General features: G+C 41.4%; 14 protein-coding genes and 1 pseudogene. 5 read left to right on the forward strand and 10 right to left on the reverse strand.

The annotated features are described in order from the left end of the window. Positions 1–21: 21 nt before the first annotated feature. The 3 genes and pseudogenes from ppk2 to V7L12_RS30130 form a co-directional block, all read right to left on the reverse strand. A complete protein-coding gene (gene ppk2, locus V7L12_RS30120) occupies positions 22–969 on the reverse strand; it encodes a polyphosphate kinase 2 (RefSeq protein ID WP_335090009.1) in 948 nt (315 codons plus the stop codon). Between the two features lie 342 nt (positions 970–1,311). Next, a pseudogene (locus V7L12_RS30125) lies at positions 1,312–1,608 on the reverse strand (slipin family protein); the annotation flags it as partial. Positions 1,609–1,626: 18 nt separating this feature from the next. Next, positions 1,627–2,205: a hypothetical protein gene (locus V7L12_RS30130; protein WP_335090011.1), complete on the reverse strand. Its 579-nt coding sequence runs from the start codon at positions 2,203–2,205 to the stop codon at positions 1,627–1,629. A 304-nt stretch (positions 2,206–2,509) separates the two neighbouring features. Between V7L12_RS30130 and V7L12_RS30135 the strand changes: the two genes are divergently transcribed. After that, a complete protein-coding gene (locus V7L12_RS30135) occupies positions 2,510–3,163 on the forward strand; it encodes a TraX family protein (RefSeq protein WP_335090012.1) in 654 nt (217 codons plus the stop codon). Here V7L12_RS30135 and V7L12_RS30140 read toward each other — a convergent pair. Next, positions 3,138–4,205 (reverse strand): DUF2891 domain-containing protein, encoded by a 1,068-nt coding sequence (locus V7L12_RS30140; RefSeq protein WP_335090014.1) that lies wholly within the window; start codon positions 4,203–4,205, stop codon positions 3,138–3,140. The genes V7L12_RS30135 and V7L12_RS30140 overlap by 26 nt on opposite strands. A gap of 733 nt (positions 4,206–4,938) precedes the next feature. Between V7L12_RS30140 and V7L12_RS30145 the strand changes: the two genes are divergently transcribed. Then, complete coding sequence (locus V7L12_RS30145) at positions 4,939–5,898, forward strand: orange carotenoid protein N-terminal domain-containing protein (protein WP_335090016.1); 960 nt, start codon at positions 4,939–4,941, stop codon at positions 5,896–5,898. 250 nt (positions 5,899–6,148) lie between these two features. Here the strand turns inward: V7L12_RS30145 and V7L12_RS30150 are convergent, their stop codons facing one another. The 4 genes from V7L12_RS30150 to V7L12_RS30160 all read right to left on the reverse strand — a co-directional run bounded on the left by V7L12_RS30150 (position 6,149) and on the right by V7L12_RS30160 (position 8,187). Then, positions 6,149–6,403, reverse strand: coding sequence for a DUF1392 family protein (locus V7L12_RS30150; protein ID WP_335090018.1), 255 nt, complete (start codon positions 6,401–6,403; stop codon positions 6,149–6,151). 202 nt (positions 6,404–6,605) lie between these two features. Then, positions 6,606–7,502, reverse strand: a complete 897-nt coding sequence (locus V7L12_RS30155) for a hypothetical protein (RefSeq protein ID WP_335090020.1) — start codon at positions 7,500–7,502, stop codon at positions 6,606–6,608. A gap of 56 nt (positions 7,503–7,558) precedes the next feature. Then, positions 7,559–7,729 (reverse strand): AAA family ATPase, encoded by a 171-nt coding sequence (locus tag V7L12_RS33415; protein WP_442947933.1) that lies wholly within the window; start codon positions 7,727–7,729, stop codon positions 7,559–7,561. Next, the gene (locus tag V7L12_RS30160; protein WP_335090022.1) at positions 7,711–8,187 is read right to left on the reverse strand and encodes an ATP-binding cassette domain-containing protein; all 477 of its coding nucleotides are present in this window, start codon (positions 8,185–8,187) and stop codon (positions 7,711–7,713) included. Before V7L12_RS30160 ends, V7L12_RS33415 begins: the two co-directional genes overlap by 19 nt. Positions 8,188–8,355: 168 nt before the next feature. Here V7L12_RS30160 and V7L12_RS30165 point away from each other — a divergent pair, with 168 nt between their 5' ends. Then, positions 8,356–8,727, forward strand: a complete 372-nt coding sequence (locus V7L12_RS30165) for a hypothetical protein (RefSeq protein ID WP_335090024.1) — start codon at positions 8,356–8,358, stop codon at positions 8,725–8,727. Positions 8,728–8,763: 36 nt separating this feature from the next. Further along, a complete protein-coding gene (locus V7L12_RS30170; RefSeq protein ID WP_335090025.1) occupies positions 8,764–9,189 on the forward strand; it encodes a hypothetical protein in 426 nt (141 codons plus the stop codon). 112 nt (positions 9,190–9,301) lie between these two features. Here the strand turns inward: V7L12_RS30170 and V7L12_RS30175 are convergent, their stop codons facing one another. Together V7L12_RS30175 and V7L12_RS30180 are read right to left on the reverse strand one after the other, a co-directional pair. After that, the gene (locus tag V7L12_RS30175) at positions 9,302–9,478 is read right to left on the reverse strand and encodes a hypothetical protein (protein WP_335090027.1); all 177 of its coding nucleotides are present in this window, start codon (positions 9,476–9,478) and stop codon (positions 9,302–9,304) included. A gap of 11 nt (positions 9,479–9,489) precedes the next feature. Further along, entirely contained in the window at positions 9,490–10,374 is an 885-nt protein-coding gene (locus V7L12_RS30180) for a glycoside hydrolase family 75 protein (protein ID WP_335090029.1), read from the reverse strand. Positions 10,375–10,916: 542 nt separating this feature from the next. On the opposite strand from V7L12_RS30180, the gene V7L12_RS30185 reads away from it, so the two are divergent. Beyond that, the gene (locus V7L12_RS30185; RefSeq protein WP_335090031.1) at positions 10,917–13,103 is read left to right on the forward strand and encodes an ATP-binding protein; all 2,187 of its coding nucleotides are present in this window, start codon (positions 10,917–10,919) and stop codon (positions 13,101–13,103) included. Positions 13,104–13,198: the final 95 nt, after the last annotated feature.

Consider the following 13,198-nt stretch of genomic DNA (forward strand, 5'->3'; position numbering starts at 1 on the left):
GTTTTGACTCAGGAATGTTGCTCAATACACTTGAGGGACAAAAAACTGCTCATTGCGGGGAGCGCGAACATAATCCTCAGCCAGGGGTCTAGACGGAAGCTCTAAGGGAGGAGGTGTCATGTCTTCGTAAGGAACTTTGCTCAACAAATGATGAATGCAGTTGAGCCGCGCACGTCTTTTATTATCCGCTTCAATCGTAAACCAGGGGGCTTCTGGAATATTCGTGTAAGCAAACATGGTATCTTTTGCTTTGGAGAAATCTACCCAGCGATCGCGTGATTCCAAATCCATTGGGCTGAGTTTCCAGCGCCTTGCTGGATCGTGACTGCGAGAGAGAAAGCGTTCCTCTTGTTCTTCATCGCTGACGGAAAACCAGTACTTGATTAAAACAATGCCCGATCGCACCAGCATTCGTTCAAATTCCGGACAAGATTGCATGAATTCTTGATATTCTGCTTCAGTACAAAAACCCATTACTCGTTCAACTCCGGCTCGGTTGTACCAACTGCGATCAAAGAGGACAATTTCGCCTGCTGTCGGAAGATATTGCACGTAGCGCTGAAAATACCACTGAGTTTTCTCGCGATCTGAGGGGGTTCCCAGAGCCACTACACGACAGCCACGAGGATTAAGTGGATCGGCAATGCGTTTAATTACTCCTCCTTTGCCAGCAGCATCGCGCCCTTCAAATATAACGACAACCCGATAGCCGACGTGCTTAATCCAGTATTGCATTTTGACTAATTCAATCTGGAGTTGCTCTAGTTCAGTTTCAAAAGTCTTTTTGGGAATTTTCTTGGCAAAAACTTCTGTGCTACCATCAAAAATCCGTTTGGATTTTTTAGATTTTTTCTTATCTTTTGCCTTTACTAGGTTTTCTATTACAGTGGCTTGAACTAAATCATTATTTTGCTGGTTTTTAATTTCATCAATTGACATCGCAGTGACTCCATGCCATTGAATCGGCATAAATTAGAGTTTATCTATAAAGTATATATTTGAATGCAGACTGAGTGTATATTTACACCTTCGGAAGTATTCTTACACCAAAGATGTAAAACCAACAAGCTAACGACAGTTAAACATACAAGCCTTTGTACATCAACCTTTTGCTAACTTACTTTCCTATACAGATTGGGTTAAGCGCGATCGCAAATATTTTTTCACAATTACAGAGTTTTCATGTATTTGAACCACACCTGTCGTAGGGGTGCAAGGCCTTGCGCCCCTACCGCGTGGTCTATTTACCTGAAATAGCTGTAAATTCATCAATATGCGATCTAACCTAACTCTCAATTTTTAATAACTAAATCACTGCGGGTTCATCCGAATCAAGTCTGTTAAGATACTATCCAAGCTACCGTTAACTTGAATCCGATCAATCTTCTCTAATACTTCCAGTTCCTTTAGACGCAATGCAACGGGGTTATCCTCCATCACTTTGGCGGTGTTTAGCATACTGCGAGTAGCAGCAGTTTCTTCTCTACGTCTGACTACGTTTGCTTGAGCAGCTTTTTCTGCCTCAACTACCTTACTCAAGATAGTCTTAATCTCACCAGGTAAAATAATATCTTTCACACCTACAGAATCTACTCGGCAACTCCCATCAGCAATCATTCTTGGGCTTCAGTCTGGAAAAGCTAAACCAGTCATGGGGTCACGAATATACAACCCTAATGTGAGACTACGCATCGCTTCATCCCAAACGGGTATTAATTGTTCTGCTTGATCTGCCCAATAATCGAATGTAATTAAGCATTGAACATTCGACCCCAAACCAATGCAAGTCCGCGAAAAAGCTTCCCGTGGTTCTTCTTGAGTGTCAATGAACTTCATCTCTGTCCAGACAATTCTGGCGGTTTGGCGCTTGACGGTAACAATTTCTCCTTTGGCAATGATGTTGCGGCTGTCGTCTTCCAGGACTTTCTTCAAGGTGGATTTTAGCGGAAACTGGCTCCAGTCATTGGGTGGCAGGCGATTAAAAGATACTTCCAGACAGCAATCATCGTTGGGCGGTTTTTTATCCATGAACTTGAAGGATTTCTCTTGTGGCTCAAAAACCCAATTATGGGGAACATTGAAACGAACAGCGCCTCGATCTGCAACAAAAATTTTGTAGCCTGATGGAGATTCCCAGCGATGATCGGGTTTTAGTTCAAGTGTTTCTTTAATCCACTGAAGATTGCTTTTTTTACGCTTTGCCATAGTGTTTCTGCATTTTCTGCTGAAGAGGGTGTCACCGATAGCGTAGCGTAAAGCCTTCTCTTCTCTACGAGAGGCTGCGCCAACGAGACGCTGCGCGAATGGTATAGCTTCTCTACGAGACGCTACGCGTAGCTTGCTTCTCCGTAGGAGTATGCTTAGAGCGACGCAGGAGGGTCATAGCCCATCGTAGACATTGCCCTTTTTGTTAATGTTATCAAATTGCTAGTATTTTGAATAACTCTTATATTAAATAAATAAAATTTTCGGGATTCTATATCAAGGAATCCAAGGTAACTGTAACGTTGTGATTAAAGTTTCAGCTTTTAGCATTAAAATCTTAGCAGCAGTATTCATGGTTATGGATCATGTGTGCTATTTGCTAATGCCAGAGTTGGTAATCTTGCACTTATTGGGGCGATTGAGCTTTCCCCTCTTTGCATGGCTTCTGGCTGAAGGCGAAAAACATACCCATAATGTACACCGCTATGGGGGGAGACTATTAATTACAGCAATAATATCTCAGCCAATCTATAGTATTGTCTTCCAGAGCTTATCACTTAATATTCTGTTCACGCTTCTTCTTGGACTTGTGATGTTGCGTTTAGTAAAGCGTTACCCACAATTATGGCAGCAATTAATAATTATCGGCTTGTGTGCAGTAGTTGCCGAGGGCTTGGGCGTTGAATATGGAACTTATGGGATTGGAGTAATTTTCTTGATGTCCCTAATAGACAAACTCAAACCCAAAGTATGGTTGCTCTACTGGTGCATTTTTCACTTTTTTATTTTAGTAATCCTATCCATGCTTAATATATTTCAAGGTTGGGCAATTCTTGCAGGATTCATTGTTTTTCAATTTAATGGTCAACAAGGTTCACCAGGTAGATGGTTCTATGTATTTTACCCGGCTCATATAATAATTTTAGGTATAATCAATTATTTAATCCAGTCCAGGTAGGATTTCTATATCTATCTAATCCACGTGCGGTTACAAGATAAACTACAAACGTTCCCAACCAATGACTACTAGAATAATGGTCAATTGCAACATCTACCAACCCACATTGGCGATGTAAAACAGTAACAGAACGCAGGGTATCGAGTCGAGAATCGTTATCGGGTAATCGAGAGATTATTCCCTCAAGCATCCAAGCTCGACTGAGATTTAAACCCCGAAAATGAGATTGTAAATAGTCGTTGGGTTTAGTTGTTTGTACAGGTTGCAACCAGTTCACTGCATCTTCTGTGAGTAATTGTGGAAGAAAATCGGTAAGCCAATTTGCAAAATCTGTTGGTGAAAGAATGCGTCGCATTAAATCCGCTTCTGCAAGACAGGGAGAGACAAAATCATAACCCAATGGTTCAAAATGCAATGGATAGTTGCGATCGCTGCGATAAAATTTTTGGGCTTTGTCTTCGATCAGATCGGCAAAGTCTTTATTCTTCCTACTTTGCGCCCAATCGAGTGCTAAACCAAGTGGAAACGCGGTTTGAAAGTGTGCTCCAGTGCGATTGGGAAGTTCGAGTTTTTCAAGCCAGCGATAAAAGTTGTTGGCAACTAAGGTTTCTAACGGTTCTAACGCCGCTAGCCATTCTTTACCTTGAGAATCATCCCATTCATGCAATTCCGTAGCGAGTTGCAACAGCCATGAAAACCCATAAGGACATTCAAAGAAGGGACATCGATTAAAATGGGTAATCTCTCCTTGAATTTTCTCTGGAGTCAGGGTTTGGGTTAGTGCTTCCCTTGCTGTCGGCTGAAATTCAGCATCAGGAAAATAACGAGCTAGCCTTGCAAGTAACCAATGCCCATGTACGGCAGAATGCCAATCCAAACAACCATAAAAAGCTGGCATTAATTCGCGTGGCGGCTTAATGTCCTCATCACTTTCAAACCAGAAAATATTGTTGTGCGGATACTCTTGGTTGATGCAGTTCAGCACTAATTGAACAAACTTGGCTGCGATCGCTACGTCAATCTCTATTGCTTGGAGTTGCATGGTTTCTCAGCAGTAGTCTTGCAATTGTCTTTTTAGCATTATAGAGAAAATATCCTAAAGCACAACTGGAGTCGTGTACATTGAGATGATTATGGGGCTACCGTCTTGATGCAGCTTGCTTAATTATAAATCGCATCAGGAAATCCATTAGCCCATCACTAGCAAACTTACGAAATATTACCAAAAATGTTGCCCTGCTTCTGCGTAAGCAGTATTACCTGATGTCTGCAATAATTTTTCAATTGCGATCGCTCAAGCAATAGCCTCCGGTGGAATAGAAATCTGCCAGAAATCCTGCATCCCTCGACGTGCCTCACTATCCGAAATACTATCGGCCAGTTTTAAACAAAGTTGAGCAATTAACCAATTGTATTTTTATTGCTAAAAAAGTCTAAAATACAGATATATCTATATAGATAGATACTATAAATATATATATCATTCTTTAGGAAGATATGTTTTTCAAAAAACACTTCTATTAAACTATAAACTTGAAAAACAAATAGTGGATATACATTTCATTCAATGATATTCATCAGATAAATATTATAAATCTTAGTCTTTTGTTAACGTTTACCAGTTATGATGCCAGAGTAGTGAATGATAATAATTCGGATTTAGATATCTAGGGATAATTGTGTCATCCAGGAAATATGCCCTAGATTTATCCCCTAAGCTGCAAAATTGTAGCCAAAACCAACTACTGAATAGCTAAATCTTTAAGGTAATAAGCATGAGTTATACTATCGATTCCGCACGCAATATTTTCTCTAGCACTCAAGTGGCAGATGCTGTTCCAGCTACTACAGCAATGTTTGCTGAACTGAACATTGAGGATCAACTGGCATTTCTTTGGTATGCCTACGCTGAAGTAGGTCGTACAATTACTCCAGCTGCTCCCGGAAAAGCAAATCTCCAATTAATGGAAGGTATATTCAACCAAATTAAGCAGATGTCTCATGAAGAACAAACGCAATTAATGGGAGATTTAGCGAGTAATGCTGATACTCCTATTAGCCGTTCCTATGCATACTTTGGTGTCAACGCCAAGCTGGGATTCTGGTGGCAGTTAGGAGAGTGGATGAAAGAGGGTATCGTTGCTCCTATGCCAGTTGGCTATCAAATGTCAACTCCAGTTAAAGCATTGCTACAAGCTGTTCAGAGAATCGATCAGAGTCAACAAATTACTGTACTACGCAATACTGTAGTAAATATGGGCTTCGATCCATCTCTAGCTGATAACAAACAGGCAAAAGTTATAAACTTTAAGTTCCCACGTGAATCTCTAAGTCCCCAATTTACTATTGAAGGAGTTACAGAACCGACAGTGCTGAAATACATTGAAGCCATGAATGCAGATAACTTTGAAGCTGCTGTTGCTTTATTTGCTAACAACGGTGCGCTGCAACCACCCTTCCAAAAACCAATTGTTGGTCGAGAAGCGATCACTTCCTACCTACGAGATGAGGGACAAGGATTAGTAATGAAGCCAACTAAAGGCGTTTCGGAAACTATAGAAGATGGTTATACACAGCATAAAATTACTGGCACGGTCGAAACTCCTTGGTTTGGAGGTAATGTTGGGATGAACATTGCTTGGCGATTTTTACTCGATCCTCAAGGTCAAATTTACTTTGTGGGTATTGACTTACTTGCTTCTCCCAAAGAACTGCTTAACCTAACTCGCAAGTAAAATTTCTTTGCTCTGTTAAGACAAAAGCAATTGCGCTTGTCTTAGATGATGTTTTAAAAGGGTTTTTTGCTCTTATAGTTAGCAAAGCATTGCATCTTAGTACATAGCTAAAACCTTAATTTTGTGTTGTACTTAACCCAGTGCAGAACTGCAAAATTATAGTTTTTGGGACTTTTAAAACATCGTCTAAGCGCCATGATGATCATCAAATAAAATCTCAATCAATGCTCGGTTCTAGGTGAACCGAGCTTCAGTCAAATGTAGGTAAGCTAGTGTAAATTTGCTGTTTACTCAAATCAATGTTAATCACGTTCCCCAATTCAAAGGCTGGAGTAGAAACAGTGAAATTTTCTAGTACATTTTTTGTTGTCTGAAATTTTCCCGAAGCCAAGTAGAGCGTTTCACCACAGTAAACAATCGCATAAATCCATTCTCGCCCTTGCCACTGAATACCGCAACAATAGAGTGATAAATCAGAGCTTGAGAACAAGACTGTTGCTAACAAAATTTTATTTTTTAATGTCTCACAATAATCATAACGGTCATTGCAGCGCAGAAATATAGATAAAGTCGAATTTAGTTAGCAAAATGAGCTTTTACTTACTCAAAATGCCATTTGACTTACTCATTTCAGCCAGTAATAGGGTGTGTTGTCGCGCAGCGCAACGCACCTTACTAGAGGGATGCGATCGCACTACATGCAATAATCATGCTGCCTCAATGTCAGATTCCAACGTGCCGAAGAGAGATTTCACAAAAGTTAGTGCCTCATTGTCATCCATTAGTAGTTTCTGTACAGCCCCCTCATACTGTTCACGGTTTTGACACCCAAGTTCCTTTGCAATTTTGTCTAGAGCAGGCGTTTCGCGAATTGGATATTGTGAAATGATTTCTGTCAAATTGCCAGCATCAAGTGCATTTTGTAACCTTTCACGCTCTGCTGTGACAACACTAACCACATCAATAGAAATACTTATGGGGTTACCATTAGCAATTTGTTCTCTTCGAGGCAAATGCTGAAAAATCTTTTCACGAATCGCCTTTTCAGCTGTTCGCTCACTTAAGCGTTGAATATGTGGCTGGACTGCCGCAATCGCAGCAGTTTTGGCATTAGCGAGGCAAGTAGGGGCGTCATCTCCTGTAACGACTGCATAGCGCTGTGCAACAAGGGATTGAACGCATGGATGGTAATAGATAGACTCGACAGAGAAGACTGAAAGGGCATATACGCCCTTCTCTTTAAGCCGATTAATGTCGGCTTCCGTACGTCGATCATTATCAACGATACCAAAAGCATGAAGCCAGTGAAGATTGCCAGCGTCCCGGATGCTGGAAACGGCATGTTCAACATCACGACAGCTCGATTTAGCAACGATGGAGACGTTTGGAAACACTAGACTGTAAAGCGGTTTATCAAGGCTTCGCTCAGTACCTTCGATAAATAGGAGCTTTCTGCGTGCGCCAAGGATATCCTTTTTGAGGTCATCATCAATCTCAGTTTCGGGAGGAAGAAGATCCGCGTCCCAACCACTGACGGAAGATTCAGCATAGGTGCAGCCTCGGATGAGCAATGTACGTGCGCCCGGATTATTGAGGGGCAGCATCACGTCGTGCGTAGACACAATAAATGCACAATCATGCCGTATGGAGAACAAAAGTGTCAGGAGCGATGAAGGTGGCGCTCCGGCTCATCAATTAGTACCAATGTACCGTTCTTAACAGTCAGTACGTTTGCCGCAATTAATAAGGCATTACGTTCGCCGTCCGAAAGCTCCGCAATGCTATAGGGGGTGCCGCCACATTTGCTTGCAACTACCTGAGCGCTCTCAATGACAAATAAATCGGAATATTTGAAAGACGTAGAAGCTCATTGATGAGCTTTATAGGAGCATCTTTCTTTGAAAGAGTCTTTGCAAGCTCAATGTTGTTGCCATCGACTGCATCGGCAATTGATCGAGCACGCACGTTTTCGGCGTCAATCAGGTCATAGATCGCAACGCTCGTACGTTGTGTAGCGAAATCGTCTCTCCAGCGCGACTGTAGACTGGTGTCTACGCTTCGCATATGGGATTCATAGTCTTGCTTTTGCTTGGGTGATAAATCCATTGCATTGGAAGAAAACCAATTTTGGCGATGTGCCGATATTCGTCGCGCATTAGCGTGATGAGGAGTATATAACTGTTGCATCAAACTGGACTTGCCAGTACCGTTAGCACCAAGAATGAATAGGTTTTCTCCTACACTGACAGTGAGATTGAGTGGTTCGCCAACAGAGCGAGGAATAGTCAAATTGAAGGTCACGGCGTGTTACCATTTAGACTTTTATAATCGTAAATAATTATACTAGTATAAAATGCAAAAGAGGATGGCAGATTACCCTAAGTGCCTAACTAGTTGTACAAAATACAGTAAAAGACTGTATTTTGTTATGCTCATTTTTTATTTGAGATTTTTACGTTGACTATAACTGATCGCTGCATCAAGAAAATAGATAAAGTCAAATTGAGTAAGCAAAATGGCATTTTACTTACTCAAAATGAGCTTTTACTTACTCATTTTGGTGTTTTCCGCAAGTCAAATGAGCTTTTACTTATTCAAAAGCAGCTTTTGCTTTCTCATTTTGGTGTTTTCCGCAAGTCAAATGAGCTTTTACTTACTCATTTTGGTGTTTTCCGCAAGCAAAAGAAGCTTTTACTTTCTCAAACCCCAGTTTGCTTTCTCATTTCAGTATTTCGCGCATTTATGACAAATATTGCACTTGTAGCAAAAACCATTGTAGATTTGCCAGAATTCTCTCAGGCTAATCTATACGTAAGCCTTTTAAGGTAAAGAATATTAACAGTACTCTATTAGAAGGTGTAGATCATGGCTCGGAGAAAAAGAACTTCCCTAGTGTTAGAAAGAGCAGTGCGGCGTGCAGCTAGCATAAACTCAATTGATCCGAGTTTAGATTTAGGCAATGGACTTACCTTACCTGCCTTTTCAACGCTGATCGAAACGATGCGAACTAAAGAAAATGCATACAACAGTGCCCTTTCCAGCTTGGATAAATTGTATCGTGAGATGCTGGAAACAGAAGGCAAGTTGGGAGATATGACAGAACACATGCTAATGGCAGTGGGGACTCGATATGGCAAAAGTAGTGTCGAGTACGGTATGGCGGGAGGAGTTCCTGAAAACCAGCGTCGGAAGGGACTACGAGGCGAGTCGTCAACTGTCAGTGATGAGCAACCGTCATTCGTTGCTAGTGTGGAGAGCAAGAATGGAAAGAAATCAGCAGTCACAAATTAGGATGTGCTATTTTACTCAAAATTTGGTTTAGTCCAAAGTCTTGCGTAGACGCATACTCCTACGACGGATCTCTCCGAAAAAGAGACGTAGCAGTGCTATGTCTCTACTGCAACTAAAATCTTACAGCGTATTTCAGGTAAATGAAGTACACGGGTAGGGGCACAACATGTTGTGCCCTTACAATTATCTGTACCTCACCTTGGCGTAGCCTCTCGTAGAGAAGTTGCAATTTACTGTAGGTGCGAGAGGCTTCGCCACGCCAGAGGCGATCGCACCTCAGATTTTCCATCAGGTACACTTTTATAGAGACTTTATCCGTTCTACGCCGCCCCATATTTCAAAAAATCGTTTAGTTTCAGCTTCTATCTCTGAAATTGTTCTTGGCTGTCGATTCCCAGAACCTGGAAAAACAATATAAACGATATCCTTGGGAATTCCTCGCCTGACTCTTGATTGTACTAATGGATCGTTTCCAACAGCCTGAGACAAAGCTATTGAACCCTCTCCAATCTGGTATTTAGGGCCAACATCAGCATAAATTGCAAAAGCGAGTTTTTCATTGTTAGTGTTGTAAACAACTGCAAAATCACCTAATTTAACGCCTGTAACCTTTCTAAAATCACCATTTCCCGGAAGAACAATATACGGAATCTTTGTTGAATCAACATAGCGACGTGGATCTTGTTTGACAAATCCAGAGTCAAATAATGCAGTCGTAGAAATATAGTATCCAGGATATGGATCGGTACTGCCTTGAATAAATGGATTGCCGTTTTTATCTACAGCTAGTGCCCACCAGTTATCTGAATACCCAGCATTTGCCAAAAAATCAATCCCTGTATCTGCGGGGTGATAAGCATTAGGCGCACCATCAGCATTAATGCTCATACCTGTTTCATAGAAAAATGCAGATTCTCCATTTGCCTGGAGAATGGGAATTTCACCAATTTTAAGAACAGTCTTGATAGAAAATTTTGTGACTGGATTCAGGAATTTTTGAGCGACAAAACCTTCTAAAGTTTTTCCTTCAAGAATAGTTGCAACCTTCCACCACTTGTCATTATCCGAATTTTTAATTTTAGATACAATATATCCTTTTGGAAGAGCTGCTATTTGATTGGCTTCGTCAACAATCGGTGCTGAACGTATATTCAAACTATCTGAGATTACTTGAAATTGCTGCATAAATTACTCCAAATTTAAAAGTTGAACTCATGAAACTACATTAAAAAAACCAAATTTTGTGCTAATGCTATTGCTAATATCTAGAACATCTCAAACTCTGATTTTTTTGGATCGCGCCAGTTGCTACAAGTTGCTACAAGGGGGATTCAGTAAGTTGGGCGGGCAATACCTGATTTCCCTGCTCTTACAGCTATTTTCAGGTAAATAGACCACGCGGTAGGGGCGCAAGGCCTTGCACCCCTACAACAGATGTGGTTCAAATACTTGAATTCTGCTCAAGGCGAATACAGGAGAAGGAACCCCCGCAACGTACCCTAAATCTAAATGTCACTTAATAAATCGCTGGATTTCGATCCCCGACTTCTTGCAGACACCCGGAGGGTAGAAGTTGGGGTTCTGGGCAGCAATTTTTGCTTAAGTAAGTACCATTCCACCCTACAGCCGCCTTTGACTTGACAAAAAAATTTAAACAAAGGTGAGTATGTGAACATCTTGGGAACTATAAAAGCAAATCAAATTAGCAGAACTTTCAGTTTCCAGCAATGAAGACTCCCTATCTCAGCAAAGCTAAGGCGTTCCCATTACAGATTGTTCTTATTGTTCCCTTTGTGATCCAAATTTTTGCAGCAGTCAGTTTAGTGGGTTATTTGTCCTTTAAAAACGGACAAAGAGCAGTTAACGACCTAGCAGAACAATTGATACATCGCACCAGTGATGTCGTGGATGAACATCTGAAGTCTTATCTTTCGATTCCGCAAACCCTTAATCAGATCAACGCAGATACCATCCGCAGGGGAATTTTAGATGTACGCGATCGCCAAACCCTTGGCAAGTATTTCTGGGATCAGATGCAGGCGTACGATCTTACTTATATTGGTATCGGACTAACGACGGGTGAGGGGATGGGAGTAGCTCGTTATGATGGCAAGACGATTACCATTGATGATTGGACTGCCAAGCTTCCCAATAATATTTCCACTTATGCCACAGATAATCAAGGTAATCGAACTCAGGTAAATGCTCGATGGACTTGGAACAATTTCAGTGAGTCTTGGTATACCCAACCCATCGCTGCTGGTAAACCTATTTGGGGAAAGATTGTGACTGCAAATTTTCCAACGGGGCCTTACATCACCGCCTCTGCTAGTCGTCCAATTTATGATTCGCAAAATCGCTTATTAGGAATGATTGCAACAGACATTCACCTACTAAAACTCAGCGATTTTTTACGTAATTTGGATATTAGTCAGTCTGGGCGGGTGTTCCTTTTGGAGCGGGATGGCACATTAATTGCCAGTTCCGGTACAGAGAAGCCTTTTGTCCTTGTCAATCAAGAGATCCGGCGATTGCGAGCGATCAATAGTTCTGACCCAATAATACAGAAGATTGCCAGACACCTCCAAATCTCCGGGTTTGGCTCTATCACCCAAGATACAGATTTTCAACTTGAGGTGGAAGGAAAACGGCATTTTGTCAATGTTGTACCTTGGCGTGACAAATATGGTTTGAATTGGCTAATGGTAGTGAGTGTGCCAGAAAACACATTCATGGCCCAAATTAACGCCAACACGCGCACCACGATCGCCCTTTGTTTGAGCGCATTAGTCGTTGCTTCAGTGATAGGCGTGTTTACCTCCCATTGGATTGTGCGCCCGATTCTCCACCTGAATTGGGCAAGTGAGGCAATGGCAGCCGGCAATTTAAATCAGACAGTACAAACTAGCAGTATTCGAGAACTTAATACCCTATCTAACTCTTTCAACCACATGGCAGGGCAATTGCATGAATCCTTTACTGCTTTAGAGAAAAGCAAAGAAGAACTAGAAGAACGGGTAGAAGAACGCACTACTGAACTTAAAAATGCATTAGGGGAATTGCAGCGCACTCAATCTCAAGTTATTCAAAGTGAAAAAATGTCTAGTCTGGGACAACTAGTTGCTGGAGTTGCACACGAAATTAATAATCCAGTCAACTTTATTCATGGCAACCTCGCCCATGTGCAGGAATATACCCAGGATTTATTAGCGCTTATGCAGTTGTATCAGCAATATAATCCCTACCCTGCTGCTGAAATTCAAACCGTTGCCGAAGACATCGATCTGGAGTTTTTGCAGTCAGACTTGCCAAAAATGTTGTCTTCTATGAAAGTGGGCACCGATCGCATTCGTCAAATTGTACTGTCGCTGCGGAATTTCTCTCGCATTGACGAAGCGGAATTTAAATGCGTCGATATTCATGAAGGTATCGATAGTACTTTGATGATTTTGCAGCACCGCCTCAAAGCTAAACCAGAACAACCTGAAATTGATGTGATTAAAGACTACGGCACTGTACCCCTCGTAGAATGCTATGCCGGACAACTCAATCAGGTATTTATGAATATTTTAATAAATGCGATTGATGCGTTAGAAGAAAATAAAATTAAGCTTACCTATCAGGAAATTAAGGAAAATCCCAGTCAAATTAAGATTCGCACATCGGTAGTTAATTTAACGTGGTTGGAAGTGGCGATCGCTGATAACGGAGTTGGTATTTCTAAAGAATTTCAGCAACGAATATTCGATCCCTTTTTCACCACTAAACCCATTGGTAAAGGAACCGGAATGGGTATGTCCATCAGCTACCAAATCATCACAGAAAAACATGGCGGTAAACTGGAGTGCTTTTCAACTCCTGAAAAAGGAACCGAGTTTATCATTCAGATTCCTCTGCGGCTAAGGAATGGTTGAACTATGAATTATGGCTCAGGCTTGGGGGAACAGGAAGATGTAGAGAGTTTTGGATTATACAGCAGATTTCAAGTTGAGGAGGGGTGTACTTCATT

It is taken from the genome of Nostoc sp., from assembly GCF_036918245.1.
Taxonomy (GTDB): domain Bacteria; phylum Cyanobacteriota; class Cyanobacteriia; order Cyanobacteriales; family Nostocaceae; genus Nostoc.